22 protein-coding genes and 1 pseudogene are annotated in these 26,262 nt (G+C 71.5%); 12 read left to right on the top strand and 11 right to left on the bottom strand.

Translation table 11 applies throughout. The features are described 5' to 3' along the window. Positions 1-159: 159 nt before the first annotated feature. Complete coding sequence (locus tag OIE49_RS22555) at positions 160-762, top strand: tetratricopeptide repeat protein (RefSeq protein WP_326803855.1); 603 nt, start codon at positions 160-162, stop codon at positions 760-762. Continuing rightward, a complete protein-coding gene (locus tag OIE49_RS22550) occupies positions 759-2,033 on the top strand; it encodes a glycosyltransferase (RefSeq protein WP_326803854.1) in 1,275 nt (424 codons plus the stop codon). Before OIE49_RS22555 ends, OIE49_RS22550 begins: the two co-directional genes overlap by 4 nt. Before the next feature lie 168 nt (positions 2,034-2,201). Here OIE49_RS22550 and OIE49_RS37155 read toward each other — a convergent pair. The 4 genes and pseudogenes from OIE49_RS37155 to OIE49_RS22535 form a co-directional block, all read right to left on the bottom strand. Further along, positions 2,202-2,555 (bottom strand): annotated as a pseudogene (locus OIE49_RS37155) (sugar nucleotide-binding protein); the annotation flags it as partial. A 143-nt stretch (positions 2,556-2,698) separates the two neighbouring features. Beyond that, positions 2,699-4,285 (bottom strand): exosporium protein, encoded by a 1,587-nt coding sequence (locus OIE49_RS22545; RefSeq protein ID WP_326803853.1) that lies wholly within the window; start codon positions 4,283-4,285, stop codon positions 2,699-2,701. A gap of 570 nt (positions 4,286-4,855) precedes the next feature. Beyond that, entirely contained in the window at positions 4,856-5,788 is a 933-nt protein-coding gene (gene rfbA, locus OIE49_RS22540) for a glucose-1-phosphate thymidylyltransferase RfbA (RefSeq protein WP_326803852.1), read from the bottom strand. Between the two features lie 153 nt (positions 5,789-5,941). Then, positions 5,942-7,789: a phosphoenolpyruvate carboxykinase (GTP) gene (locus tag OIE49_RS22535; RefSeq protein ID WP_326803851.1), complete on the bottom strand. Its 1,848-nt coding sequence runs from the start codon at positions 7,787-7,789 to the stop codon at positions 5,942-5,944. Between the two features lie 290 nt (positions 7,790-8,079). On the opposite strand from OIE49_RS22535, the gene trhA reads away from it, so the two are divergent. The 4 genes from trhA to OIE49_RS22515 all read left to right on the top strand — a co-directional run bounded on the left by trhA (position 8,080) and on the right by OIE49_RS22515 (position 11,912). Continuing rightward, a complete protein-coding gene (trhA, locus tag OIE49_RS22530) occupies positions 8,080-8,793 on the top strand; it encodes a PAQR family membrane homeostasis protein TrhA (RefSeq protein WP_326803850.1) in 714 nt (237 codons plus the stop codon). 146 nt (positions 8,794-8,939) lie between these two features. Further along, the gene (locus tag OIE49_RS22525) at positions 8,940-10,493 is read left to right on the top strand and encodes an MFS transporter (RefSeq protein ID WP_326803849.1); all 1,554 of its coding nucleotides are present in this window, start codon (positions 8,940-8,942) and stop codon (positions 10,491-10,493) included. 23 nt (positions 10,494-10,516) lie between these two features. After that, positions 10,517-11,146, top strand: coding sequence for a TetR/AcrR family transcriptional regulator (locus OIE49_RS22520; protein WP_442812269.1), 630 nt, complete (start codon positions 10,517-10,519; stop codon positions 11,144-11,146). A gap of 34 nt (positions 11,147-11,180) precedes the next feature. Next, positions 11,181-11,912: a Mut7-C RNAse domain-containing protein gene (locus OIE49_RS22515; protein ID WP_326803847.1), complete on the top strand. Its 732-nt coding sequence runs from the start codon at positions 11,181-11,183 to the stop codon at positions 11,910-11,912. A 56-nt stretch (positions 11,913-11,968) separates the two neighbouring features. Here OIE49_RS22515 and OIE49_RS22510 read toward each other — a convergent pair whose 3' ends face one another. Beyond that, entirely contained in the window at positions 11,969-14,002 is a 2,034-nt protein-coding gene (locus OIE49_RS22510) for a thioredoxin domain-containing protein (protein ID WP_326803846.1), read from the bottom strand. A 192-nt stretch (positions 14,003-14,194) separates the two neighbouring features. On the opposite strand from OIE49_RS22510, the gene OIE49_RS22505 reads away from it, so the two are divergent. After that, complete coding sequence (locus OIE49_RS22505) at positions 14,195-17,395, top strand: tetratricopeptide repeat protein (protein WP_326803845.1); 3,201 nt, start codon at positions 14,195-14,197, stop codon at positions 17,393-17,395. A 59-nt stretch (positions 17,396-17,454) separates the two neighbouring features. Here OIE49_RS22505 and OIE49_RS22500 read toward each other — a convergent pair whose 3' ends face one another. Next, positions 17,455-17,700, bottom strand: coding sequence for a hypothetical protein (locus tag OIE49_RS22500; RefSeq protein WP_199836689.1), 246 nt, complete (start codon positions 17,698-17,700; stop codon positions 17,455-17,457). Positions 17,701-17,706: 6 nt separating this feature from the next. Next, entirely contained in the window at positions 17,707-18,564 is an 858-nt protein-coding gene (mca, locus tag OIE49_RS22495) for a mycothiol conjugate amidase Mca (protein ID WP_326806305.1), read from the bottom strand. Positions 18,565-18,785: 221 nt separating this feature from the next. Here mca and OIE49_RS22490 point away from each other — a divergent pair, with 221 nt between their 5' ends. Both OIE49_RS22490 and greA read left to right on the top strand, forming a co-directional pair. Continuing rightward, the gene (locus OIE49_RS22490; RefSeq protein ID WP_326803844.1) at positions 18,786-19,184 is read left to right on the top strand and encodes a DUF4307 domain-containing protein; all 399 of its coding nucleotides are present in this window, start codon (positions 18,786-18,788) and stop codon (positions 19,182-19,184) included. Positions 19,185-19,359: 175 nt separating this feature from the next. Beyond that, on the top strand, positions 19,360-19,857 hold the full coding sequence (gene greA, locus OIE49_RS22485; RefSeq protein ID WP_326803843.1) for a transcription elongation factor GreA: 498 nt from the start codon (positions 19,360-19,362) through the stop codon (positions 19,855-19,857). A gap of 104 nt (positions 19,858-19,961) precedes the next feature. Here the strand turns inward: greA and OIE49_RS22480 are convergent, their stop codons facing one another. The 3 genes from OIE49_RS22480 to ilvA all read right to left on the bottom strand — a co-directional run bounded on the left by OIE49_RS22480 (position 19,962) and on the right by ilvA (position 23,312). Beyond that, positions 19,962-20,819 (bottom strand): ABC transporter permease, encoded by an 858-nt coding sequence (locus OIE49_RS22480; protein WP_326803842.1) that lies wholly within the window; start codon positions 20,817-20,819, stop codon positions 19,962-19,964. Further along, on the bottom strand, positions 20,816-21,835 hold the full coding sequence (locus OIE49_RS22475) for an ATP-binding cassette domain-containing protein (RefSeq protein WP_100569958.1): 1,020 nt from the start codon (positions 21,833-21,835) through the stop codon (positions 20,816-20,818). Before OIE49_RS22475 ends, OIE49_RS22480 begins: the two co-directional genes overlap by 4 nt. 247 nt (positions 21,836-22,082) lie before the next feature. Next, positions 22,083-23,312, bottom strand: coding sequence for a threonine ammonia-lyase (gene ilvA, locus OIE49_RS22470; protein WP_326803841.1), 1,230 nt, complete (start codon positions 23,310-23,312; stop codon positions 22,083-22,085). Between the two features lie 162 nt (positions 23,313-23,474). On the opposite strand from ilvA, the gene OIE49_RS22465 reads away from it, so the two are divergent. From OIE49_RS22465 to OIE49_RS22455, 3 genes are all read left to right on the top strand, one after another. Further along, positions 23,475-23,972: a MarR family winged helix-turn-helix transcriptional regulator gene (locus tag OIE49_RS22465; RefSeq protein WP_100569956.1), complete on the top strand. Its 498-nt coding sequence runs from the start codon at positions 23,475-23,477 to the stop codon at positions 23,970-23,972. Positions 23,973-24,202: 230 nt separating this feature from the next. Beyond that, positions 24,203-24,706: a sigma factor-like helix-turn-helix DNA-binding protein gene (locus tag OIE49_RS22460; RefSeq protein ID WP_326803840.1), complete on the top strand. Its 504-nt coding sequence runs from the start codon at positions 24,203-24,205 to the stop codon at positions 24,704-24,706. Positions 24,707-24,817: 111 nt separating this feature from the next. Beyond that, entirely contained in the window at positions 24,818-25,066 is a 249-nt protein-coding gene (locus OIE49_RS22455; protein WP_100570006.1) for a hypothetical protein, read from the top strand. Here the strand turns inward: OIE49_RS22455 and OIE49_RS22450 are convergent, their stop codons facing one another. Beyond that, entirely contained in the window at positions 25,067-26,221 is a 1,155-nt protein-coding gene (locus OIE49_RS22450) for a cystathionine gamma-synthase (protein ID WP_326803839.1), read from the bottom strand. Between the last annotated feature and the right edge of the window lie 41 nt (positions 26,222-26,262).

Below are 26,262 nucleotides of genomic sequence, written 5' to 3'. Positions count from 1 at the left end.
CCGGCCTCGTAACGTCGGCGCACATGACGGTGGTTCGGACTCCAGCCCGTCGGCACCGGCAGGACCCGCCCTCCGGTTCCGGCCGCGCGAGAAGAGCCACCTCTGTCCGTCCCTCACTATTCCACGAAATGTGACAAAGTGAAACGTAGGAGATTGTGGGTGACGCTCGTCGGTCTGGGCGCAGTTGCCACCGGAGTGACCTCCTGGGCGATCACGTCCCACTCGACGACCGCGACCGCCCCGGAATCCAAGGCCGCGCAGGGCCACAAGGCGCAAGAGGCGGCCACGCTTCTGCAAGCGGGCAACCTCCAGGTGCAGTACCGCGATTACGTCGGGGCGACCCGGACCTTCCGGCGTGTACTGGAGCTCGATCCGCACAACAAGGTCGCCTGGTACGACCTCGGTGTCGTCGCCCAGCAGGAAGGCAGGGCCGGTGACGCCCGTAAGGCCTACGACGAGGCGCTGAAGATCGACCCCAGGTACGCCTCGGCCCTCTACAACAAGGCGGTCCTGCTGAAGCCGAGCGACCCCGGCCAGGCCGTCGGACTCCTGCGACGCGCCATCGCCGCCACGCCCAGGGCCGCCACGGCCCATCTCCAACTCGGCCTGATCCTGGCCCAGAAGGACCGCGACGACGAGGCCGAGGAGGAGTTCGGACGTGCCGTCGCGGCCGATCCCTCACTGCACTCCGCGGTCCCGGAGGAGTTCCGGGACAGGGTAAGCCCCACACCGACATCGAGTCAGGCAGGTGCCACCAGATGACGTCGACTGCGACACCGAGGTTCTCCGTCTTCACCCCCAGCCACCAGCCCCGCTTCCTCGATGAGTGCCTCAAGGCCCTCCAGGCGCAGACCTGCGCGGACTGGGAGTGGATCGTCCTGCTCAACAACGGCGCCAGGTGGCGGCCCGAGCAGGAGGACGACCGGGTCCGCGTGGAGATCGCGGACGGCATCAGCGGCGTCGGGGCGGCCAAGCGCAGGGCCTGCGAGCTGGCCCGCGGGGAGATCCTTGTCGAACTCGACCACGACGACCTCCTGGCGAAGGCCTGTCTGGCCGAGCTGGGCAAGGCATTCGACGCACACCCCGACGCGGTCCTCGTCTACAGCAACACCGCCCAGATCACCGAGGACGGCAAACGCGACAACTCCCGCTTCAACGAGGCCCACGGCTGGAAGTTCGAGGACGTGCGGGTCGACGGGCGCAAACTGCTCCAGGCCGTCTCCATGGAGCCCACGCCGCACAACGTCTCCTACATCTGGTACGCGCCGAACCACGTGCGGGCGTTCCGCAAGGAGAGCTACGAGAAGGCCGGCGGGTACGACGCCTCCCGCACCGTGCTGGACGACCAGGACCTGATGTGCCGGCTGTTCCACGTCGGCGACTTCCACCACATCGATCGCTGCCTGTACCTCCAGCGGATGCACCCGGCGAACACCCAGCGCGACCCGGAGATCAACGCCCACATCCAGCGAGAGACGGTCGCCCTGTACGACAAGTACATCGAGGCCAACGCCCTCGCCTGGAGCGGGCGTCGCGGGCTGCTCGCTCTGGACCTCGGCGCGGCCCACCGCAAGCCGCCGGGCTACCTGGGTGTGGACCAGTACCCGGGGGAGGGCGTCGACATCGTCGCTACCCTGCCCGGGAGGCTGGACCTGCCCGACAACTCCGTCGGCCTGATGCGGGCGGTGGACTTCCTGGAGCACGTGCCCGCGAAGGTGCCGCTGATCAACGAGCTGTACCGGCTGCTGGCGCCCGGTGGAATGCTCCTCACCATGACGCCCAGCTCCGACGGCCGCGGCGCGTACCAGGACCCGACCCACGTCGCCTACTACAACGAGAACTCGTTCTGGTACTACACGGACAACCAGTACCGCACCTTCGTGCCCGAGATCCAGGCCAGGTTCCAGTCCTCGCGCCTGGTGACGTACTTCCCCAGCGAGTGGCACTCCCGGAACAACATCTCCTACGTCGTCGCGAACCTCATCGCGATGAAGGAGGGCGCCGAGCGGTGCGGAGGACTGCTGCTGGTCTAGAACCCGCACGGCGTGAGGGCGCCGCGGCGAACCGTCAGGTCCGCCGCGGCGCCCTCTGTTGTCCCGGTCCGACCCGGACGGCCGGCCCGACCGGCAGGCGCGGGCCGCGGAGGCCGCCGTGCCGTGGTACGTGCCGGCCGGTGCCTTCCCGGCCAGGGCCGCACGACCCAGAACCGCGAGACGCCGGGCCGGAGCGCGGGAGCAGGTGGGCTGTCCGTGCTGCTCGGACACCGCTTCCAGGAGCCGGCGCCAGGCGGCGGGTTCGAGCATGATGGCCACGAAGTTGCGTCCGTGCGCGCCATGGAGCCAGGGAGCGCGCACGATGCAGGAGCGCGCGCACCGCGCGGGCCCGTGCCAGGTGGCGTACGCCCGTGCCGCCGACGGCCGTTGCCGCTTCCCCGGCACGCTCGGCGCCGTCGACGTCCAGGCAGCGCGGCTGACGACCTCGGGGTGGCCCCGGACGGCCTCGCGCACGACGGCGGGATCGGTGGTGTCCAGCCGGTCACGGCCCGGTGCGCTCATGACGGAGGCCGGGTCGGCGGCGAGTCCGGTCGTCGAATCGGACCCGGGGTGTGCCTCGGCGTCCCGTGTGCGGCGGCACACGGACGGTGCCCCGAGGCCGAAGCCTCGGGGCACCCTCGTTCACTTCCGGGTCGGGCAGTCGATCACGGGGCGGCGGTGCAGATCGCGTAGGCCGTGAGCGCGGTGCCGTCGCTGGAGGTGGCCTGCCATCCGGTGGCGGGGCCGGAACCGGTGAAGACCGGGGCGCTCTGGCTCGCAGCGGAGCCCCCAGCGGCCTGGTAACCGCCACCGATGGCCTCGCCGGTGGGGCAGACGGCGGTCGACGTCGTTCCCTGAGGTCCGGTCACGACGGTGGTGGGGCTGACCGTGCCCTGAGCACCCTGGGTTCCCTGGGTTCCCTGGGCACCCACGTCGCCCTGAGCGCCCTGCGGGCCGAGCCCGCCCTGAGCGCCAATGGCACCCTGCGGACCCTGAGCACCGATCGCACCCTGGACACCCTGCGGGCCGAGCCCGCCCTGAGCGCCGATGTCACCCTGCGGGCCCTGGACACCGGGAAGACCGATGCCGCCCTGCGCACCCTGCGGACCCGTGGCACCGGTCAGGCCGGTCGCACCGGTCGCACCCTGCGGACCCATCGGACCGGTCGCGCCCGTGACACCCGTGGCGCCCGTGTCGCCCTGCGGGCCCTGGGGGCCTGTGGCACCCGTGGTGCCGGTGGCACCCGGGTCGCCCTGCGGCCCCGTGGCACCGGTCAGGCCGGTCGCACCGGTCGCACCCTGCGGACCCATCGGACCGGTCGCGCCCGTGACACCCGTGGCGCCCGCGTCGCCCTGGAAGCCCTGGAAGCCCTGCGGACCCGTGGCACCGGTGACGCCCTGGGTTCCCTGCGGACCCGTGGCACCGGTGGCACCGGTGCCGCCTTGGAAGCCCTGCGGACCCTGGACACCGGGGATGCCCTGCTCACCGGGCACACCCTGGTTGCCCTGGGTTCCCTGCGGGCCCCCGGAACCGGTGGCACCGGTGACGCCCTGGGTTCCCTGCGGACCCGTGGCACCGGTGCCGCCTTGGAAGCCCTGCGGACCCTGGACACCGGGGATGCCCTGCTCACCGGGCACACCCTGGGTTCCCTGCGGGCCCCCGGGACCGGTGGCACCGGTGACGCCCTGGGTTCCCTGCGGACCCGTGGCACCGGTGACGCCCTGGTTGCCCTGGGTTCCCTGCGGACCCGTGGCACCAGGCACACCGGTGACGCCCTGGGTTCCCTGCGGACCCGTGGCACCGGTGACGCCCTGGTTGCCCTGGGTTCCCTGCGGACCCGTGGCACCAGGCACACCGGTGACGCCCTGGTTGCCCTGCGGACCCGTGGCACCGGTGACGCCAGGCACACCGGTGACGCCCTGGGTTCCCTGCGGGCCCCCGGGACCGGTGGCACCGGTGACGCCCTGGGTTCCCTGCGGACCCTGGGGACCCTGCTGACCCGCCCCGACGCCTCCGGGGCCCTGCGGTCCCTGGGGACCGCGGTCGCCCTTGGGGCCACGGTCGCCCTTGGGGCCATGGTCACCCTTGGGGCCACGGTCACCCTTGGGGCCACGGTCACCCTTGTCGCCCTTCGGGCCCTGCTTGCCTTCCTTGCCCTGCGGACCCTGCGGGCCCTGCTTGCCCTGCGGCCCCTGCGGGCCGCGATCGTGGTGGCCCCTTTCGGCCCACGGATCGTTGGAGCCGGCTGTCACGGCCGCATTGCGATCGCTCGACCTCTCGATCGCGTTGGCGATGGCAGCCGTGCTCGAGGCAACGTTGAGCGCCACGGCGAGCGCGCTCGCCGATACGAGCGTGGCCGACCTCAAACGTGAACTTCGGATCGTTCTACGGTTCAAGAGAACCTTCCTCAGGAACTGGGAGGGATCAAACCGCAAGCACGCGCAGTCGGTGCGCTTCGTTCGCATGCGGGTCACGTGCCCTTGGCCACGGACGAGGACATTCTTTACTCACGGTGACGGAAATTTACGCAGCAAACACAGTGCATGGTCGGTGAATCACCCGAGCAGCCTCAATACGCCCGAATTGGCCTACGTTCGTCCCCCCGTACCTCTTTCGTGCGGGCCCTAATTCCGCGGACACCTCCGCCCAAGACGCTGCTCGGACGGCCTCTGCGGCAGTCGGCACACCCCTCGGAGGAGGGGCAGAAATGGCAAGACGAGAGCCGAGGGGATTGACCCCGCTCACATGGTGACGCGCATCCCGCAGAACACGGAATATACGACCACGGAGTTGTTTCTCCCGCCCTTGAACCACTCGTGCAATCACCCTCCACTACGCAGCGCTCCCTCCCGGCGCCATTCACCGCCCGGCTGGGGCATGACGACGGACCGGGGGTCCTCCAGCAGGCCCAGCAAATAGTGGCCATAACCGCTCTTGAGCAGCGGCCGGGCCAGTTCGCGGAGCCGGGCGTCGTCGATCAGACCGGCCCGCCAGGCCGCCTCCTCGACACAGCCGATCTTGAAGCCCTGGCGCTCCTCGACCACGCGGACGTACTCCGATGCCTGGACCATCGAGGCGAAGGTGCCCGTGTCCAGCCACGCCGTGCCCCGGTCCAGCCGGACGACGTGCAGGCTCCCGTTTCCCAGATAGGCGCGGTTGAGGTCGGTGATCTCCAACTCGCCCCGGGCGCTGGGCCGCAGACTCCGGGCGATGTCGACGACCCGATGATCGTAGAAGTACAGTCCGGGCACGGCGTACCGCGACCGGGGCCGGGCCGGCTTCTCCTCGATGGACAGGGCCCGGCCCAGTTCGTCGAACTCCACGACGCCGTAGGCCGAGGGGTTGGCCACCGGGTAGGCGAACACCCTGCCCCCCTGCACATCCGCGTTGCGGGCCAGCCGGGTACCGAGGCCGCTGCCGTGGAAGATGTTGTCGCCCAGGATCAGGGAGACCGGCTCGCCGCCGATGAAGTCGGCCGCCAGCAGGAAGGCCTGGGCGATTCCCTCCGGGCGTTCCTGTGCCATGTAGTCGAATCGCAGTCCGAGTTGACTGCCGTCGCCCAGCAACCGGCGGAACTGCTGCTGGTCTTCCGGGGTGGTGATGATCAGAATTTCTCGGATTCCGGCCATCACCAGTGTGGAAAGCGGGTAGTAGACCATCGGTTTGTCGAATACGGGAAGCAGTTGCTTCGAGACCGAGCGGGTCAATGGCCATAGTCGCGAGCCGGTTCCTCCGGCCAACAGGATTCCGCGCATGGCATCACCATAGGTGAATTGTCCATGAATGCCGCTTTTGGGCGCGCGTGCGCGCCCGTGCCGGACACGGCCGCGCGCCGCCGCGCACGCCCGAGGGGCCGGGTGCGCACGCCGTTGTGCGCACCCGGCCCCTCGGGTCGGTCGGGGACCGCGTCAGCCCAGGCGCTCGACGAGCGCGCGGTACTGGTCCCACAGCTCCTTGGGCGTGTGGTCGCCGAAGGTGTTCAGGTGGTCGGGGACCAGTCCGGCCTCCTCGCGCCATACGTCCTTGTCGACCGTGAGCAGGAACTCCAGGTCGGACTCGGACAGTTCGAGGCCGTCCGTGTCCAGGGCCGCCTTGGTCGGCAGGACGCCGATCGGGGTCTCGACGCCCTCGGCGGTGCCGTCCAGGCGCTCCACGATCCACTTCAGGACGCGGCTGTTCTCGCCGAAGCCGGGCCAGACGAACTTGCCCTCGTCGTTCTTGCGGAACCAGTTGACGTAGTAGATCTTCGGCAGCTTGGACTGGTCGCCGTCACGCTGCTCGGCGGCCTTGCCGACCTTGATCCAGTGGCCCATGTAGTCGCCCATGTTGTAGCCGCAGAACGGCAGCATGGCGAACGGGTCGCGGCGCAGCTCGCCGACCTTGCCCTCGGCGGCGGCCGTCTTCTCGGAGGCGACGTTGGCGCCGAGGAAGACGCCGTGGTTCCAGTCGAAGGACTCCGTCACCAGCGGCACCGCGGAGGCGCGGCGGCCGCCGAACAGGATCGCCGAGATCGGCACGCCCTTGGGGTCCTCCCACTCCGGTGCGATGATCGGACACTGCGCGGCGGGCGTGGTGAAGCGGGCGTTGGGGTGGGCGGCGGGCGTCCCGGACGCGGGGGTCCAGGAGTTGCCCTTCCAGTCGGTGAGGTGCGCCGGGGTCTCCTCCGTCATGCCCTCCCACCACACGTCGCCGTCGTCGGTCAGGGCGACGTTGGTGAAGACCGAGTTGCCCCACAGCGTCTTCATGGCGTTGGCGTTGGTGTGCTCGCCGGTGCCGGGCGCGACCCCGAAGAAACCGGCCTCGGGGTTGATCGCGTACAGCCGGCCGTCCTCGCCGAACCGCATCCACGCGATGTCGTCACCGATGGTCTCGACGGTCCAGCCGGAGATCGTGGGCTCCAGCATGGCGAGGTTGGTCTTGCCGCAGGCGCTCGGGAAGGCGGCCGCTACGTACTTGGCCTCACCGGTGGGCGGGGTGAGCTTGAGGATCAGCATGTGCTCGGCCAGCCAGCCCTCGTCGCGCGCCATGACGGAGGCGATGCGCAGGGCGTAGCACTTCTTGCCGAGCAGCGCGTTGCCGCCGTAGCCCGAGCCGTAGGACCAGATCTCGCGGGCCTCGGGGAAGTGCGAGATGTACTTGGTGGAGTTGCACGGCCACGGGACGTCCGCCTGGCCCGGCTCCAGCGGGGCGCCCAGGGTGTGGACGGCCTTGACGAAGAAGCCGTCGTCACCGAGCTCGTCCAGCACCGGCTGTCCCATGCGGGTCATGGTGCGCATGGACACCGCGACGTAGGCGGAGTCGGTGATCTCGACGCCGATCGCGGACAGCGGCGAGCCCAGCGGGCCCATGCAGAACGGGACGACGTACATCGTCCGGCCCTTCATCGAGCCGCGGAATATTCCTCCCTTGCCGTCGGCCCCCTGGAAGATCTCCCGCATCTCGGCGGGCGCCTTCCAGTGGTTGGTCGGGCCGGCGTCCTGCTCCTTCTCGGAACAGATGAACGTCCGGTCCTCCACGCGGGCCACGTCGGACGGGTCCGAGGCCGCGTAGTAGGAGTTGGGGCGCTTGATCGGGTCGAGTTTCCGGAAGGTGCCCTTCTGGACGAGCTCCCCGCACAGGCGCTCGTACTCGGCCTCGGATCCGTCACACCAGACCACGCTGTCCGGCTGCGTCAGTTCGGCGATCTCATTGACCCACGAGATCAGTTCCTTGTGGTGGGTGGGGATGACGGGGGGAGCCGCGATGTCGCGCGCCACGATCGCTCCTAAATGAGGGGTTTTTTGTCTTGTCGCCCCGTGGGGGCTGCGACCCGGACGCTTCGTAGCCGCTCATCCGGTGCCGACCGCACTCATTTGATCATCCGACGAGAGCGCCCATCTGTCCAGGGGGCGTCACAGGTGAGCGACGTGAGTAATGCCACGATTCCCGCGATTCTTTGCGTCCACGTTGGGTTCGGCTGAAGGTCTTTTTGCGTTTCGGGCCGGTCGCCGCCGCTCACGGTCCGGGTCTGACACGCGACTTACGGTGCCGTCGGTACCATGCGCGCATGACTGCGTCCGCCTCCGACGCGCCCCTGGACACGCCGGTCGCCGGCCGCGGTCCGGTCGCGCCCACCCTGCCGCACCCGGTCAAGCCGAAGCTGCGCGGCTGGCTGCACCTGGGCATGTTCCCGGCCGTACTGGTCGCGGGGCTCGCACTGACCGCGCTGGCCGGCTCCGCCCGCGGGCGGATCGCCTGCGGGATCTACGCCCTCACCGCCTGCCTGCTCTTCGGCGTCAGCGCCCTGTACCACCGGGGCAACTGGGGGCCGCGCATGGGCGGCGTGCTGCGCCGGCTCGATCACGCCAACATCTTCCTGATCATCGCGGGCACGTACACGCCGCTCACCCTGCTCCTCCTGCCCGGCGCCAAGGGGCAGTGGCTGCTGTGGGGCATATGGGGCGCGGCGGCCGCCGGCATCGCCTTCCGCGTCTTCTGGGTCGGCGCCCCGCGCTGGCTCTACACCCCCTGCTACATCGCGATGGGCTGGGCGGCCGTGTTCTTCCTGCCGGACTTCCTGCGCACCGGCGGCATCGCCGTCCTGATCCTGGTCGTCGTCGGCGGACTCCTCTACAGCGCGGGCGGCGTGGTCTACGGCATCAAGCGGCCGAACCCGTCGCCGAGCTGGTTCGGCTTCCACGAGGTCTTCCACTCGTTCACGCTGGCCGCCTTCGTGGTGCACTACGTGGGCATCTCGCTGGTCGCGTACCAGCACGTGTAACCCGTCACCCCCTCCCCCACCCGGCCACGGCTCGTACGAGCCGTGGCCGTTTCCGTGCGCCCGGAAGCCCTCCGAGGAACCCCGGATCACATTCGATAGTGGATGGCGATTGACAGACTCCATATTTTGCGAGCTACTGTCATTTCATGGCTACTCTCACCCAAGCTGAAGACGTGCGGCACGATCCCCGCCGCTGGTGGGCCCTCGCGGCGCTGGTCGCGAGCATGCTGGTGCTCGGCTTCGACATGACGATCCTCAACGTGGCGCTGCCGACCATGGCGAAGGAGCTCGGCGCCTCGACCGGGCAGCAGCAGTGGATGGCGGACGCGTACGTCGTCGTCTTCGCCGCGCTGATGCTCCCCGCCGGGCTCCTCGGCGACCGGTTCGGACGGCGGCTGATGCTGATCGCCGGGCTCGCGGTCTTCCTCGCCGGTTCCGTGGTGGGCGCCCTGACCGGTGACGTCGGCGGAGTGATCGCCGCCCGTGCCGTCATGGGCGTCGGCGCGGCCCTCGTCATGCCGCTCGCGCTGTCCGTGCTGCCCTCGCTCTTCGGGCCCGAGGAGCGCGCCAAGGCGGTCGGCGTCATCTCGGCGGCCTCCGCGCTCGGCCTGCCGCTCGGCCCGATCATCGGCGGCTGGCTGCTGAACCACTTCTGGTGGGGCTCGGTCTTCCTCATCAACGTGCCCATGGCCGGCCTCGGTGTCGCGGCCTGCCTCCTGCTGCTCCCCGAGACCCGCGATCCGGCCTCCCCGAAGGTCGGCGCGCTGTCCGCCGCGCTCACCGCGACCGGTCTCGGCGTGCTCGTCTACGCGATCATCGAGGCGCCCGGCCGCGGCTGGGGCGACCCGCTGGTACTCGCCGCGTTCACGGCGGCCGCCGTCCTCCTGGCCGGGCTCGTGCTGCGCGAACGCCGCGAGGCCCGCCCCATGCTCGACATGACGCTGCTCGCCCGGCGAGGCTTCCTGTTCAACACGATCGCCGCGACCCTGGTGATGTTCGTGCTGAGCGGCCTGATGTTCGTGCTGCCGCCCTACCTCCAGGCCGTGCTCGGCCACGACGCTCTCGGCACCGGGGTGCGGCTGCTGCCCATGATGGGCGGGCTGCTGGTCGCCGCGAAGGGCGCGCAGCCGGTCGTCGCCCGGTTCGGACCGCGGGCCGTGGTCACCGCGGGCCTGGTGGTGCTCGCCTTCGCCGCGCTGCTGGGCAGCCGTACGACGGTGGACTCCGGCTACGGCTTCACCGCCCTGTGGCTGTCGATCGCCGGTGTCGGCTTCGGCTTCTCCGTCGTCCCGGCCATGGACGGGGCGCTTGCCGCCCTGCCCGCCGACCGGGCGGGCAGCGGCTCCGGCCTGCTGATGACCCTGCGCCAGGTCGGCGGCGCGGTCGGCATCGCCCTGCTCGGCAGCCTCCTGGCGAGCGCCTTCCGGCAACGGCTGGACGTCACCGGGCTGCCCGCCGGCACCGCGCACACCGCCGAACGGTCCGTGGTCGCGGCACACCTCGTCGCCGAGAGGACGGGCTCGGCGCACCTGGCGGCCTCCGCGAACGGCGCGTACGTGCACGGCATGGGCCTGGTGCTGCTGGTGGGCGGTATCGCCTCGGTGGTGGCGGCGCTGCTGGCGGCCGCGTTCCTGCCGGGCGTCGCCCGCGGCGCCGTTGGGTCCGAGCCGGGGGAGGACCCGGCCATGGCCCACCCCTGACCCGATGCCGGACAATGACCTCCATGACGGCCGCACGTACCAGCACCCCAGCCGACCGCCCCCCGATGGGACTGAGGGAACGCAAGAAGATCAAGACCCGGCAGGCGATCCGCACGGCGACGTACGCGCTGATCGAGGAGCAGGGGTACGACGCCACGACGATCGAGCAGATCGCCGACCGCGCCGAGGTGTCGCCGTCGACCGTCTTCCGTTACTTTCCGGCCAAGGAGGACATCGTCCTCACGGACGAGTACGACGAGATCATGCTGGAGGAACTGCGGGCCCGGCCCGTCGACGAGCCGTGGATGGACTCCCTCCGGCATGTGATGCACAGGGCCCTGGCGCTGGGAATGAGCGACGAGCCCGAGGTGTCCCGGCTGCGCGCCCGGCTGGGCGTCGAGGTTCCCGCCGTCCGCGCCCGGATGCTGGAGAGCATGTCGGCAGCCGGCCTGCTCATCCGCCAGGCCATCGCGGCCCGGACCGGCCTGGACCAGGACAGCCTGGAAGTGCGGGTCTTCGCCATGTCCCTCATGGGCGGCCTGATGGAGGTCTCCCTGTACTGGGCCGAGAACGGGTGCGAGGGTGAGCTGAGCGACCTCATGGACCAGGCCATGGACGTCCTGGAACACGGCCTGCCCACCGGAAATCCGTGAGCCCACGGCCCCGCACCCGTGGCATCCTGTCCGGGTGAACGGTCCCGAGATCCACGTCGGGTTCGACCCCGGCCTGCACCTGTTCGTCCCGCACCACCGACGCCGCGACGCCACCTCGGTCGTCACGGACGGCGTCTCGACGCTCGGCCACGTCGTGGAGTCCCTGGGCGTGCCGCTCACCGAGGTCGGCGCGCTGGTGGTGGACGGCCGTGAGGTGCCGGTCTCGTACGTGCCTCGGACGGACGAGACGGTCCAGGTCTGCGCCGTCGCACGCCCCCAGCAGGTCCCCGGCGCTCCCCTGCGCTTCCTCCTCGATGTTCACCTGGGCACCCTCGCCCGCCGGCTGCGCCTGCTGGGCGTCGACACCGCCTACGAGTCCACCGACATCGGCGACCCGGCGCTCGCCGCCCGCTCGGCCGCCGAGAAGCGGGTCATGCTCAGCCGCGACCGGGGCCTGCTGCGCCGCCGTGAACTGTGGGCCGGCGCGTACGTCTACAGCACCCGCCCCCAGGACCAGCTCCAGGACGTCCTCGACCGCTTCCGCCCCGAGCTGCGCCCCTGGACCCGCTGCACCGCCTGCAACGGACTGGTGCGGGAGGCCACGAAGGACGAGGTCGCCGACCAGCTCGAACACGGCACGCACCGCACGTACGACGTCTTCGCCCGCTGCCTCGACTGCGGCCGCGCCTACTGGAAGGGCGCCCACCACGACCAGTTGGAGGCCATCGTGGAGCGTGCCCTGGCCGGGTACGCCGACCGGAGCTGACGGCCGGGGCCCTCTCGGAGCCGGCGCCCCTTCGGAGTGAGCGTGCGGTGCCCGGTTCAGCCGCCGAGCGCGGTGCGCAGGCGGTCCGGGTCGGTCGTGGGGGCGTCGCAGGTGAAGTCGCGGCAGACGTAGACGGTCGGCTCGCCGTGGACGAGAGGGCGGTCGGCGAGCAGCGGGAACTCCTCGCTGTCCGGAGTGCCGTACGCGACGACCGCGCCGGGGGCGGTGCCCAGAAGTGCCGTACGGTGCAGGGCCCTTGCCGCCGCGTCGTCGAGGGACGGGCCGACGACCGCGACCTCGCGCGGGCCGTCCAGCAGGGCCTCGGCGACGGCCAGACCCCAGCCGGTGAAGCGCGGAACGCGCGGGCCGAGCGCGCCCACCACGCCCAGCGCCCGCTCCGCGGCGGTGCGGTGGGCCTCGGAACCCGTGTGGGCGGCGTAGCCGAGCAGAGCGCCGGCGGCCGCCGACCAGCCGGAGGGGGTGGCGTTGTCGGTGGGGTCCTGGGGCCGGCGGATCAACTGCTCGGCATCGGCGGCCGTGTCGTACAGGGCGCCCGTCTCCGGGTCGGCGAACCGGGTGAGCACATGTCCGAGGAGCAGCCCGGCGAACTCCAGCCAGACGCCCTCGCCGGTGACGGAGGCCAGGGCGAGGAAACCCTCGGCGACGTCGGCGTAGTCCTCCAGCACCCCGGCGTTCGCTCCGGCCCGGCCGTCCTTGCTGGTACGGCGCAGCGCGGCGTGCTCGTCCATGTGCAGCCGGACCAGCAGATCGGCGGCGCCGACCGCGGCCTCGACCAGGTCCGGGCGGTCGAAGTAGGCGCCGGTCTCGGCGAGGGCGGCGATCGCCAGCCCGTTCCAGGCGGCGACGACCTTGTCGTCCCGGCCGGGTGCCGGACGCTCGGCCCGCTTCGCCAGCAGCCGGCGCCGCACGGACTCGACCCGGTCGGCGTCGAACACACCCTCCTGCACGGGGAGTTGCAGAACCGAGGCGCCCTGTTCGAAGGTGCCCTCCTCGGTCACGCCGAAGCAGCGGGCGGCGAGTCCGGCGTCCTCGGCGCCGAGTGCCTCCCTCAGTTGGGCGGGGGTCCACACGTAGTACGCGCCCTCGACGTGCCGGCCCGTGCCGTCGTCGCTGTCGGCGTCCAGGGCCGAGGCGAACCCGCCTTCGGCGGTGCGCAGTTCGCGCACCATGAAGTCGGCGGTCGCGAGGGCCACCCTGCGGGCGAAGTCGGAGCCGGTGGCCCGCCACAGGTGGGCGTAGACCCGGCACAGCAGGGCGTTGTCGTACAGCATCTTCTCGAAGTGCGGCACCACCCAGTCGGGGTCGACGGAGTACCGGGCGAAGCCGCCGCCGAGCTGGTCGTGGATGCCGCCGCGGGCCATCCGCTCGCAGGTGTCCGCCGCCATCTGGAGGGCGCCCTCGGAGCCGGTGCGGGCGTGGTGCCGCAGCAGGAACTCGATCACCATCGACGGCGGGAACTTCGGCGCCCCGCCGAACCCGCCGCGCCGGGCGTCGTACTCCCGGGTGAGCGCGAGCAGCGCCTGCGCCGGCTCCTCGTCCCCCGGGGGCCGCGCGGTGCCGTAGCCGATCTCCCGCTGTGCCAGGTCCCGCACGATCTTCCCGGCGACGTCGGCGACTTCGTCCCGCCGGGTCTGCCAGGCCTGCCGCACCCCTTCGAGGACCTGCCCGAAGGAGAGCATGCCGTGCCGGGGCTCGGGCGGGAAGTACGTGCCGAAGTAGAACGGCTCGGCGTCGGGCGTGAGGAACACGGTCATCGGCCATCCGCCCTGCCCGGTGGCCGCCTGCACGGCCTCCATGTACACGGCGTCGACGTCGGGCCGCTCCTCGCGGTCCACCTTGACGCTGACGAAGTGCTCGCCGAGGAAGGCGGCGGTGGCCGCGTCCTCGAAGGATTCGTGCGCCATGACGTGGCACCAGTGGCAACTGCTGTACCCGACGCTCAGCAGCACGGGGACATCGCGCCGCCGCGCCTCCTCGAAGGCCTCCGCCGACCACGGCCACCAGTCGACCGGGTTGTCGGCGTGCTGGAGCAGGTAGGGGGACGTCTCGTGGGCCAGTCGGTTCGGCATACCCCCATCCTGCCTCACCCGGCCCCGCCGGACGCGGAGGGTGATCGCACCGCGACTCCTCGTGTGCCCGCTGCTCTCTGTTCCCCCGGCGGTCGGCGACGGTCGGGACATGTGATCGCCGCCCCCTCGCGCTCCCGCGCGAGCCGAAGGACACTCGTAGGCAACGGAGTTGTCGCCGGAGGGGGACGGGACATGCGAGATGGCCATCGGGCGGACGCCGAGCGGCTGCTGACTCGGGCCGTGGAGGAGGAGGTCCGCCGCTCGGGCGGCCGGGTGGACGGAAGCGTGCTGCTGTCCCGGGCGCGCGGCGCGCTGGACACCATGGCCGAGACCGCGGCGGAGGAGTACGGGACCTACACGCGGGCGCTGGACGAGGCGGCCGCCGGGCAGCTCACGTTCGCCCAGCGCTACGCCCGCGAGGGCGGCGGAACGCCCCTGCTGATCGCGGGAGTTGCGGGACTCGCCGCCGTCGTCGCCGATCTGGCGCTGGGCACCGGAGGCGGCACCGCCGTCGGCGCGGGCGTCACCGCCGGGGTGGTGGGCGCCGCCGCCACCGTGGTGAAGGTGACCGCCACCCATGTACCCGCCGCCCACCGCCGGGCCGGGGCGGCAGGCCAGCCCGGCGGACCGCAGCAGTTGCGGTTGCAGTGGCTGACCGCGCTGGAGGTGCGCGGCATCCGTCCGTTCCTCGACCAGCAGCGGGTGCTGAGCGCGTCCACCACGCCGAAGAAGGCGGCGCCCCGGCTGCGCGGCACGGACAAGAGCGCGGCGGCCCGCAGACGCAGTGCCCTTGAGCAGTCGTTCGGCCAACTGCCTGAGTCCGTGGGCGTGTTCGCGGGGCGGCGGCAGGAGATGGCGCGGATCCGGCAATGGGTGCAGGCGGCCCGCGCGTCCACCGAGACCCGGCCGACCGTCGTGGTCCTGCACGGAGCGCCGGGCTCCGGCCGCAGCACGCTGGCGGTCCGCGCGGCCCACGATCTGAAGGACCAGTTCCGGGGCGCGGTCGTGGTCGACCTGCGCGGCGGCAGCCGGGAGGAGCCGCCGCTGCCCGTCCGCGACGCCATGCTGCACCTGCTGAACCGGCTCGGCGCGCCCCGCGAGCAACTGCTGTTCCGTGACCGCACCTCCCCCGATCAGCAACTCAAACGGCTCGGCGAGCTGTACCACCAGCATCTGACCGGGCTGCCGGTCACGATCGTGCTGGACGACGCCTCGGACGCCGAGCAGGTCCGCGCCCTGGTCCCCGAGCGGTCCGACAGCCTGGTCCTGGTCACCGCCCGCGAACCGCTGCGACTGCCCGCCGACCTGCCCGCCTGGGTGCACCAACTGCCCGTCGAGGCACTGGACGCGGTGGGCGCGGAGGAACTGCTGACGGCCGCCGCACAGGACAGTTCGGGGCCCTATGACGCGGAATCCACCGACCGGATCACGCAGTTGTGCGGCGGGCTGCCGCTGGCCCTGCGCATCGCGGGCTCCTGCCTCGGCCCTCGCTCACCGCGCCGGCTGGCCGGCGACCTCGGCGCGTACGGCCCGGTGGAACCGGTGGAGCGTGCCCTGTGGCTGCGCTACACCGACCAGTCGGAGCAGGGCCGCCGGCTGCTGAGACGGCTCGCCCTGGCCGGACGCGCCTCCATGGGCGGCGCGGCGGCGGCCGCGCTGCTGGCCACGGACGAGACGGAGGCGAAGCGGCAGCTGACGGCCCTCGCCAGGGCGGGTCTGATCGACCTGGTGCGGGGCAACCGCTACCGGCTGCACGACCTGGTGCGGGCCTTCGCGCACGCGCGTCTGCTGGACGAGGAGGACCCCGCCGAGCGGACGGCCGCGCAGGAACGGCTGATCGAGAACTACGCCGAGCTGGCCGACTCGGTGCTGCGCTTGGTCGACGGGAACATGTCCACCCGGTCGGACCGCTTCAGCCCGCACGGTTTCACCTCCCTGGACGAGGCGCTGCGCTGGCTGGACGACGAGTCGAGCTTCATCACGGCCGCCCTCAGGCACGCGGAGGGCGTGAACCAGGGCGCCGTGCTGAACCTGCTCGGCGCCCTGTGCGACTACTGCCTGCTGCGCGGCGACCTGTACCGGCTGGGGGAGATCAGCGAGCTGACCCAGGCCGTCGACCAGGGACTTCTTGTCCGGTCGGTGCAGTGGCGTACCGGCATCGCCGCCCGCCAGCTCGGCGAGCTGGACAAGGCGCGGACCACGCTGGCCTCGGTCGTCGACCTCTACCGGGAGGCCCACCACGAAGCGGGCGCGGCCCGCGCGCTGAACTCCCTCGGCATCACGCTGCACCACCAGGGCAACCTGACGGAGGCGGCGGCCCGGCTGCGGGAGGCCCTCGATCTCCAGGCGGCGCCCGAGCTGGCGACCGACCGCGCTTGGACGATGCACGCGCTGGCGGCGGTGGAGCGGGACCGGGCGCACCTGGCGGAGGCGCTGAAGCTGCTCACGCAGTCGCTGGTGCTGCACCGGGAGGGCGGTTCGGTGCACGGCGAGGCGTGGGCCCACTTCCAGCTGGGTCAGCTCGCGCTGCGCAGGGGCGACGTGGAGCGGGCCGAAGCGGATCTGCGCCAGGCGCTGGAACGCTACCGCCGCACGCGGGACGCCCGCGGCGAGGCCTGGGCCCTCACCCAGCTCGCCCGGGCCAGGCTGCTGGCCGGCGAGTCGGCCGAGGCGGTGGAGGAGCTGCGGCAGGCGGCGGCGCGGCACCGGGACAACGAGGACGCGCGCGGCGAGGCGTGGACGCTGTACTACCTCGGTCAGGCGCTGGAGGAGACCGGCGCACTCGACCAGTCGGTGCGCGAGCTGGAGCGTGCCCGCACCATGTTCTCCCGGATGCGGGACGTGTACGGACTGGCCTGCGCCCGGCACCACTCGGCCCGGGTCACCCGGGACCAGCGGGCGGCGCAGACCGGCTCGCTGCGCAACTCGGGTTTCGCCCGCCAGCTCCTCGTCGACGCCCGCGCCGACTTCCAGCGCATCGGCCTGGCGCACGGCGAGGCGTGGACGTGTCTGGAGCTGGCCGTGGTGGACGCCGGCAACGCGCGCACCCAGCAGGCGCTGGCCCTGTGCGACGAGGCGCTGGCCCTGTTCGCCACCTACGGGGACCGCCGCGGCGAGGACTGGGCGCGGTTCCTGCGCTGCACCCTGCTGCCGTACGCCGCTCCCGGCGGTACGGAGGTCGGCACGGCGGTGGCCCAGGAGGAACTGGCCCAGCTCGCCCGCGGCGCCCATCCGCTGCGCGACGGCAAGCTGAACGACTACGTCGAGGCCTACCGGCTCCTCCTGGAGCGTGGCGTGAGCCTGGAGGCGGGCTGGCAGGCCTGGCGCCTGGGCATGGTGCCGGAGCGGCACGCGCGGGAGGTGATGGGGGTGGCGGTGCCGGACGGGAACTGATCCCTCCGTCCGGGCCGGGCCGGACGAGAGGCCGTGGGGCGGCACCGCCCGCCCGGGTGTCAGCCCCGCTCGGCCTTGGCCTCGCCGGAGGCGGCGCCGGGCCGCGTCGCGGGGTCCGGGGCCTCCTTGAAGTCGATCCTGCCCATGTGGCGGTTCATGGACTTCATCAGGGCCCACACCGCGAGGGCCATCACCGCGAAGACGACGAAGCCGAGGACGCCGGGGGTGACCTTGTTCTTGTCGAACTCGGCGAGAGGGACCAGGTGCGTCATTGCCAGGCTCACGCTTGCACTCATGTCAGGCATTGTCCCTCACGCCTGCCGGACACCCGCAAAGAGGTCGTCCTCCGGGAGCGAGGTGTCGACGAGCGACTTCGCGAGCTCGTACTCCTCCGTCGGCCAGACCTCCTTCTGGATCTCCATCGGCACCCGGAACCAGCCGCCGTCGGGGTCGATCTGCGTGGCGTGGGCGATCAGCGCCTTGTCGCGGATCTCGAAGAAGTCGGCACAGGGGACGTGCGTGGTGAGCGTGCGCTCGGTGTGCCCCGACTTCTCCCAGCGCTTGAGCCACTCGCCGTAGGGGGACTCCAGGCCCCGGTCGAGCAGGGCCTGGTGCAGCGTCTCGGTGCGCACGCGGTTGAAGCCCTGGTTGTAGTAGAGCTTCTGCGGCTGGTAGGCCGGGCCGTACTCGTCCTCCGGGTACTTCTCGGCGTCCGCGGCACCCTCGAAGGCCACCATCGAGATCTTGTGGGTCATGATGTGGTCGGGGTGCGGGTAGCCGCCGTTCTCGTCGTAGGTGGTGATCACCTGGGGACGGAAGGAGCGGATCTGGCGGACCAGCTCGCCGGCCGCCTTGTCGAGGTCCTCCAGGGCGAAGCAGCCCTCGGGCAGCGGGGGCAGCGGGTCGCCCTCGGGCAGACCGGAGTCGACGAAGCCGAGCCACTCCTGGCGCACGCCGAGGATCTCGCGGGCCTCGTCCATCTCCTTCCTGCGCACCTCGTGGATGTTCTCCTCGATGTACTTGTCGCCCTGGAGCTTGGGGTTGAGGATGGAGCCACGCTCTCCGCCCGTGCAGGTCACCACCAGCACGTCCACCCCCTCGGAAACGTACTTGGCCATGGTGGCCGCGCCCTTGCTCGACTCGTCGTCGGGGTGCGCGTGCACGGCCATCAGTCGCAGCTGGTCAGTCAAGGCTCAGTCCTCAGGTCAAGTCGGTGCCCGGTTCGGCGGGCAGTCAACGGTGCCGTCCCGCGGCAGGATCGGTCCGGGGTCGCGGTCGGTCGGGCGGGCGCGGGCTTCTATAGTGACCGAATCGGGGGGCTAATAATTCCGGGGTCCGGCTCCGGAAGCCCCCGCGGGGCGCACGTCCCGCACCGGCCGAGAGGACGATCATGAGCACGGCGAGCACCCGGCTGCCCGAGGGTCGCTACGGCCGCTCCGCGGACGAGCGCGCCGACCACAAGCTCAAGATCACCGGTGCCGTCCTGGGCGCGGCCCTGCTCGCCCTGATCGGCTACTTCGCCTACCACTACGTCGGCCAGAACAAGATCAGCGCGCAGGTCGTCGCCTTCCAGGCCTCGGACGACGCGGTCCGGGTCCATCTGGAGGTCCACAAGGACGCCGGCGCCCGCGGCTACTGCACGCTGCGCTCGCAGGCCGCCGACGGCTCCGAGGTCGGACGGGCGGACTTCCGCTTCGACGAGCACGCCTCGCAGATCGACAAGGTGCTCACCCTGCGGACGACGGCCCGGGGCACGACGGCCGAGCTGCTGGGCTGCAACGCCGGGTGACGCGTCGGCGCCGACCGGAATAGCGGTGGCTGACCTGCGTTGACGTAGGTCTCACGGCTTATGTCCTCCCCCTTTGCGCCCTGAATTGTTAGGCTCGTGGTTTCGCCCATCCATGAGGGAACATTCTTCTGGGTAGGGCGATGCTTTGTATTCCCAGCACCGACGAGGAGCACCTGTGACCCAGACCAGCGAGAACGTCACCTGGCTGACCCAGGAGGCGTACAACAAGCTCAAGGACGAGCTTGCGTACCTTACTGGTCCTGCGCGCACGGAGATCGCCGCCAAGATCGCGGCCGCGCGCGAGGAGGGCGACCTGCGCGAGAACGGCGGGTACCACGCGGCCAAGGAGGAGCAGGGCAAGCAGGAGCTCCGTGTGCGCCAGCTGACCCAGCTCCTTGAGACCGCCCAGGTCGGCGAGCCGCCGGCCGCCGACGGCGCGGTCGCGCCGGGCATGGTCGTCACGATCGCCTTCGACGGCGACGAGGACGACACCCTGAGCTTCCTGCTCGCCTCGCGGGAGTACGCGAGCGCCGAGATCGAGACGTACTCGCCGCAGTCCCCGCTGGGCTCCGGCGTGCTCGGCCACAAGGTCGGCGAGGACGCGGAGTACGAGCTGCCGAACGGCAAGGTCGCCTCGGTCAAGATCCTCAAGGCCGAGCCGTACAGCGGCTGAGTCCCCGCACCGCCTTCCGGTGAAGCCCCCGGCGCTCCGCGTGAGCACCGGGGGCTTCGTCATGTCCGGGCCACCACTGGCCCGGGCTACGCCGTTGCTCGTGCTCAGGCCGTGGCCGAGCGGTACTTGCGCACCGCCAGGGTGCGGAAGACGAGGATGATCAGAGCCGAGTAGATCAGCGAGGCCCAGACCGGGTGCTGCATCGGCCAGGCGGTGGACGTGGACTGGCCGGGGTTGGCGAAGAGCACACGGCAGGCCTGGACGGTGGCGCTGAACGGGTTCCACTCCGCGACATGCCGCAGCCACGGCGTCATCTTGCCGGAGTCCACGAACGCGTTGGAGACGAACGTCACGGGGAAGAGCCAGATCAGACCGCCGGAGGTGGCCGCCTCGGGCGTGCGGACCGACAGGCCGATCAGGGCGCCGATCCAGGTGAAGGCGTAACCGAGCAGGAGCAGCAGGCCGAAGGCGGCCAGCACCCGGCCGACGTTCGTGTCGCCGTCCGATCCGACGCGCCAGCCGACGAGCAGGGCGACGGCGGCGAGGACGAACAGGGTCAGCGCCGTCTGCACCAGGTCGGCGAAGGTGCGCCCGGTGAGCACCGCGCCGCGCGCCATGGGCAGCGAGCGGAACCGGTCGATCAGGCCCTTGTGCATGTCGTCGGCGATGCCGGCGCCGGAGCTGGCGGTGGCGAAGGTGACGGTCTGCGCGAAGATGCCCGCCATCAGGAAGTTCTTGTAGACGCTGGGATCGGTCGTGCCCTGGATCTGCATGGAGCCGCCGAACACGTAGGTGAACAGCACCACGAACATGATCGGCTGGATGAGCCCGAAGATGACCATCTCGGGGATCCGGGTCATGCGGATCAGGTTGCGCTTGGCGACGACCATCGAGTCACGGACGGACTGGGTCAGTACGTTGCCGGGCGGCGTGATCCGCGCGCTGTCGGTGGCGGCACTCACTTGGCGGTCTCCTTCTTGTTCCGGCGGTCCCTGGCGTCGGCGCCCCGGGCGCCGCTCGTGCCGCTCTCGTCCTTGGCCTCGGCCACATGGCCGGTCAGGGACAGGAACACGTCGTCGAGGGTCGGGCGGCGCAGACCGATGTCGTCGATCTCGATGCCGCGCAGGTCCAGTTCCCGGATGATCTCGGCGAGCAGCTTCGCGCCGCCGCTGACGGGCGTGGTGATCTTGCGGGTGTGCTCCTCGACGCCGGTGTCGCCCTTGCCGAAGCCGCGCAGCACCTCGGCGGCGGTGGGGATGTGCTCGCGCTCGTGCACCACGACCTCGACGCGCTCGCCGCCGGTGCGGGCCTTGAGCTGGTCGGAGGTGCCGAGGGCGATGACCCGGCCGTGGTCGACCACCGCTATCTCGTGCGCCAGGTGGTCGGCCTCTTCCAGGTACTGCGTGGTGAGCAGCAGGGTCGTACCGCCGGAGACCAGCTGCTTGATGACCTCCCACAGCTGCTGACGGTTGCGCGGGTCGAGGCCGGTCGTCGGCTCGTCCATGAACATCACCGGCGGGGAGACGACGAGCGCCGCCGCCAGGTCGAGCCGGCGGCGCATGCCTCCGGAGTAGGTCTTGGCGGGCCGGTCCGCGGCGTCGGCGAGGTTGAACTGCTCCAGCAGCTCCCCCGCCCGGGTCTTCGCCGCCGCGCCCCTCATCTGGTACAGCCGGCCGACCATCTCGAGGTTCTCGCGGCCGGTCAGATACTCGTCGACCGCGGCGAACTGGCCGGACAGTCCGATCGAGCGCCGCACCTCGTTGGGATGTTTGAGCACGTCCAGGCCCGCGACGACGGCCTTGCCACTGTCGGGTCGCAGCAGCGTGGTCAGACAGCGGACGGTGGTGGTCTTGCCCGCGCCGTTGGGCCCGAGCAGTCCCAGCACCGTGCCCTCGGGGACATCGAGGTCGACGCCGTCCAGAGCCCTTACGTCGCCGAAGGTCTTCACCAGACCTTCGGCATAGATGGCGCCTGGCATATGAGTCTCCACGTCGTCGGGGATGGGTCGGAAAAGCCTAGAGAGGCAGGTGTTGTTCCGCTGGGAATTTTCGTCCGCGCCACGTCCGGGCCGCGTCCACGCAGACCGCGCCGCCCGTTCGCGAACACGACACACCATAACGCGATGTATCGCGTCTGCTCAATGGGATTTCCCGAACGAGTGAGGAAGGACTGGTGACCTCCGTGTTCCGCTCGTCCGCCGCCCGACCGCCCGGCGGAGGGCGGGCTCAGTCGATGACCGTGTAGCCGGACTCCCGCAGGGACTGACCGACCTCGGCGCAGTGCGTCGGCCCCTTCGTCTCCAGGTGCAGCTCCACCTCCGCCTCCGCGAGTCCGAGCCGTGGATCGGTCCGGACGTGGCTGACGTCGAGGACGTTTGCGTCGACCGCCGACAGCACCCCCAGCAGCGTGGCGAGTGCGCCCGGCCGGTCGGTCAGCCGCAGCCGGACCGCCAGGTAGCGGCCCTGTGCGGCCATGCCGTACCGCAGTACCCGCTGGAGCAGCACCGGATCGACGTTCCCGCCGGACAGCACCGCCACCACCGGACCGGACAGGGGGCCCGAACGGCCCAGCAGCGCCGCGACCGGGCTCGCCCCGGCCGGCTCGACCACCAGTTTGGCCCGCTCCAGGCACAGCAGCAGCGCGGCGGACAGCTCGTCCTCGGTGACCGTGCGCACCTCGTCCAGCAGTTCGCGCAGGATCCCGAACGGCACGTCGCCCGGCCGCCCGACCCTGATGCCGTCGGCCATCGTCACCGGGGTGCCGACCGTCACCGGACGGCCCGCCGCAAGCGAGGGCGGGTACGCCGCCGAGCCCGCCGCCTGCACCCCGACGATCCGCACGTCCGGCCGCAGCGACTTCACCGCCACCGCGATGCCGGCCGCGAGCCCGCCGCCGCCGATTCCGACGACGATCGTGCCCACCTGAGGGCACTGCTCCAGGATCTCCAGGCCCACCGTGCCCTGGCCCGCGATGACGTCCGGATGGTCGAACGGGTGGATGAACACCGCGCCCGTCCGGTCCGCGTACTCCTGGGCGGCGGCCAGCGTCTCGTCGACCACCTGGCCGTACAGTCGCACCTCGGCGCCGTAGTCCCGCGTGGCGCTGATCTTCGGCAGCGGGGCGCCCCTCGGCATGAACACCGTCGAGTGCACCCCGAGCAGCGACGACGCCAGCGCGACGCCCTGCGCGTGGTTGCCGGCGCTCGCCGCCACCACCCCGGCGGCACGCTCCTCGGGCAGCAGTCCCGCGATCCTGACGTAGGCGCCGCGCAGCTTGAACGAACCCGTCCGCTGAAGGTTCTCGCACTTCAGGTGCACCGGCGCGCCCACCAGGCCGGACAGGTGCCTGCTGCCCTCCATCGCGGTCACCCGTGCCACCCCGGAGAGCATCTTCTGCGCGCCGCGCACGTCGTCCAGGGTGACCGGCCAGGGGGAGCCTGCCGTGCTGTAGCTCATGCCTCAAGTCTCGCAGTTCACAGGCCGCGGACGCCGTTGTGACCATCCTCCGAGACCCGGATCGCGCAGCGCCGGTACGACTTGCCACCAGTCCGCGTAACCTGTCCCCCAACCCAGCAGCTCTCCAGAAGCGAGCCCCCGGACATGCCCACACCCCCCGACATGTCGACGGACGGGACGACCGTCGGTGACACCGGTCTTCTCGACACCCTCCAGCACGAGGTGGCGGTGTTCGCCCGCCGGGCCGAGCAGACCCGCCTCGGCGGCGTCGGACAAGTGCGCAACTCCATGGACCGCGCCGCGTACCTGCTGCTCAACCGCCTCGACAAAGAGGGCCCGATGGGTGTCAAGGCGCTCGCGGCGAGCATGGGCATCGACTCCTCCACCGTCACCCGACAGGTCGCTCCGCTCGTCGACACCGGCCTCGTCAAGCGCACCTCGCACCCCGAGGACGGGCGGGCCGTGGTGCTCCAGCTCTCCCCGCGCGGGCTGTCGCGGCTGGAGGAGGTCCGCTCGTCCAGACGGCAGCTGATGGCCGAGCTGACCCACGACTGGGAACCGGCGGAACGCGAGACCTTCTGCTCACTGCTGACCCGCTTCAACGACGCCCTCGCCGCCCGCCAGGGCATACCGCAGACGGACTCCCCCTCGGCGTCCTGAAGTCCCCGGCCGCGTGCGGTCCGCGGGATGTGAACGCGGCTCTTGACCGACGGGCCGTCCTTGCCCTCAGATGAGACCGGGCCCTCCTCGTGCCGGGTCGTCCTGCCCGGCCGTCCCGGCCGTCGTGCCTGGTCGTCACGCCTGACCGTCATGCCTGGTCGTCGTGCGCGGTTCAGGAGGCCGTACGAGAACGGGTCCCGCGGTCACGGTCGCCCTTGGGGGGAGGCGCGGTGCGAGAGCGGCAGGCGGCCCGAGGTGCTCGCCGGGCCCGGGAGTTCGAGGCGTTCGTCGCGGGCGCGGCCGGGCGGCTGCTGCAGGCCGCCACACTGCTCACCGCCGAGGCCCCCGGCGCCAATCCGCGCGCGCGGCGCCTGCTGACCCTCGCCGTGGCGCACACGTACGCGTGCTGGGACCGGCTGCGCGGCGAGGACCCGTACCACCACGCCCGCCGGCATCTGGCCGCCCGCTTCGCCCGCGAGGCGTGGCACCACCGCGGCGGTCCGGGCCGCAACCGCCGCAGGCCGCCCGGCGCCCTGGCCGCGCTCACGGCCCAGGAACGCCTGATCGTCGTCCTCAGGCTGTACGAGGGGCTGGCCGAGGAACAGGCGGCGGCCCTGCTGGGCCTGCCCGCGGACCGGGTCCGCGTCCTCTGCGACCGCGCGATCACGACGCTCACCCGCGCTCCGGTGCGCCGGGCACCGGCGGTCGGTGGGGCCGGGGCGGCGGCCTCATGAATGGATCGCGCTGATGAGTGGATCGCGGGGAGCCGGCTTCCGTGGCCTGCGCGGTCCATGTGGCCTGCGCGGTCCATGTGGCCTGCGTGGCTCCTGTGGCCGGTGGCGACCGTGAACCGGTCCGAACGGGAAGCTGCCGTACGGCGGATCCTGGAACAGCGACCACCGCAGGTGCCCCCGGAGCTGTACGAGGACGCCGTACGGCGCGGGGGGCGGATGCTGCGCCGCCGCACGGCCGCCCGCCGGATGATGTGGCTGGTGCTGGCCGCGGCGGCCGTGGCCTTCACGGTGTGGGCGCTGACGGCCCGCCCCTGGGTGGAACCGCCGTCGCAGACGACTCCACCCGTGACCGGCTGGTGACTAGCCGAGGGCCTGCTTCAGGTCCTCGAGCAGGTCGTCGACGTTCTCGATGCCCACGGACAGGCGCACCAGGTCACCGGGCACCTCGAGGGCGGAGCCCACCACGGACGCGTGCGTCATGCGCCCGGGGTGCTCGATCAGCGACTCGACACCGCCCAGGGACTCGCCGAGCGTGAACACCTTGGCGCGGTTGCAGACCTCGACGGCCGCCTCCTCGCCGCCCTCGACCCGGAAGGAGATCATGCCGCCGAACGCCTTCATCTGCTTGGCGGCCACCTCGTGACCGGGGTGCTCCGGCAGCCCCGGGTAGAGGACCTGGCTCACGCGCGCGTGCCGGGTCAGCATGTCGGCGACCTTCGTCGCGTTCTCGCTGTGCCGGTCCATGCGCACCGCGAGCGTCTTGGTGCCGCGCAGCACCAGCCAGGAGTCGAAGGGGCCGGCGACGGCGCCCATCGCGTTCTGGTGGAACGCCAGTTCCTCGCCCAGCGCGGCGTCGCCGACGATCAGCGCGCCGCCGACGACGTCCGAGTGACCGCCCATGTACTTGGTCAGCGAGTGCACGACCACGTCCGCGCCGAGCGCGAGCGGCTGCTGAAGGTAGGGCGTCGCGAAGGTGTTGTCGACGACGAGCCGCGCGCCCGCGTCCCGGGCGACCTGGGCGACCGCGGCGATGTCGGTGATGCCGAGCAGCGGGTTGGAGGGGGTCTCCACCCATACGGCCTTGGTCTTGGGTGTGATGGCGGCACGTACCGCGGCCGGGTCCGCGGTGTCCGCGACCGACCACTCCACACCCCACCGGGAGACGACCTTGGCGAACAGGCGGAACGTGCCGCCGTAGGCGTCGTTGGGGATCACGACGTGGTCGCCGGGGCTGAGCAGCGTACGCAACAGGCAGTCCTCGGCCGCCAGTCCGGACGCGAACGCGAGTCCGCGACGGCCGCCCTCCAGGGCGGCGAGGTTCTCCTCCAGGGCGGTCCTGGTCGGATTGGCGCTGCGGCTGTACTCGTAGCCGTCGCGCAGACCGCCCACGCCGTCCTGCTTGTAGGTCGAGACCTGGTAGATCGGCGGGACGACCGCCCCGGTCCGGGGGTCGGCCGTGTTGCCCGCGTGAATCGCGAGCGTCTCGAAGTGCTCACTGATGTGCCTGTCGCTCATGGGCCCGAGGGTAGTGCGCTTGTGGGGGTGGTGCGGGACCG

Source organism: Streptomyces sp. NBC_01788 (assembly GCF_035917575.1).
In the GTDB taxonomy this organism is placed as follows: domain Bacteria; phylum Actinomycetota; class Actinomycetes; order Streptomycetales; family Streptomycetaceae; genus Streptomyces.
Note: the sequence above shows the minus strand (reverse complement) of the source record. Positions and strands in the feature narration are given on the sequence as shown.

Coding starts and splice junctions, on each gene's coding strand:
- OIE49_RS22550 (WP_326803854.1), top strand. CDS start 759: ATGACGTCGACTGCGACACCGAGGTTCTCCGTCTTCACCCCCAGCCAC.
- rfbA (WP_326803852.1), bottom strand. CDS start 5,788: ATGCGCGGAATCCTGTTGGCCGGAGGAACCGGCTCGCGACTATGGCCA.
- trhA (WP_326803850.1), top strand. CDS start 8,080: ATGACTGCGTCCGCCTCCGACGCGCCCCTGGACACGCCGGTCGCCGGC.
- OIE49_RS22525 (WP_326803849.1), top strand. CDS start 8,940: ATGGCTACTCTCACCCAAGCTGAAGACGTGCGGCACGATCCCCGCCGC.
- OIE49_RS22520 (WP_442812269.1), top strand. CDS start 10,517: ATGACGGCCGCACGTACCAGCACCCCAGCCGACCGCCCCCCGATGGGA.
- OIE49_RS22510 (WP_326803846.1), bottom strand. CDS start 14,002: ATGCCGAACCGACTGGCCCACGAGACGTCCCCCTACCTGCTCCAGCAC.
- OIE49_RS22505 (WP_326803845.1), top strand. CDS start 14,195: ATGCGAGATGGCCATCGGGCGGACGCCGAGCGGCTGCTGACTCGGGCC.
- OIE49_RS22500 (WP_199836689.1), bottom strand. CDS start 17,700: ATGCCTGACATGAGTGCAAGCGTGAGCCTGGCAATGACGCACCTGGTC.
- mca (WP_326806305.1), bottom strand. CDS start 18,564: ATGGCCGTGCACGCGCACCCCGACGACGAGTCGAGCAAGGGCGCGGCC.
- OIE49_RS22490 (WP_326803844.1), top strand. CDS start 18,786: ATGAGCACGGCGAGCACCCGGCTGCCCGAGGGTCGCTACGGCCGCTCC.
- OIE49_RS22475 (WP_100569958.1), bottom strand. CDS start 21,835: ATGCCAGGCGCCATCTATGCCGAAGGTCTGGTGAAGACCTTCGGCGAC.
- ilvA (WP_326803841.1), bottom strand. CDS start 23,312: ATGAGCTACAGCACGGCAGGCTCCCCCTGGCCGGTCACCCTGGACGAC.
- OIE49_RS22465 (WP_100569956.1), top strand. CDS start 23,475: ATGTCGACGGACGGGACGACCGTCGGTGACACCGGTCTTCTCGACACC.
- OIE49_RS22450 (WP_326803839.1), bottom strand. CDS start 26,221: ATGAGCGACAGGCACATCAGTGAGCACTTCGAGACGCTCGCGATTCAC.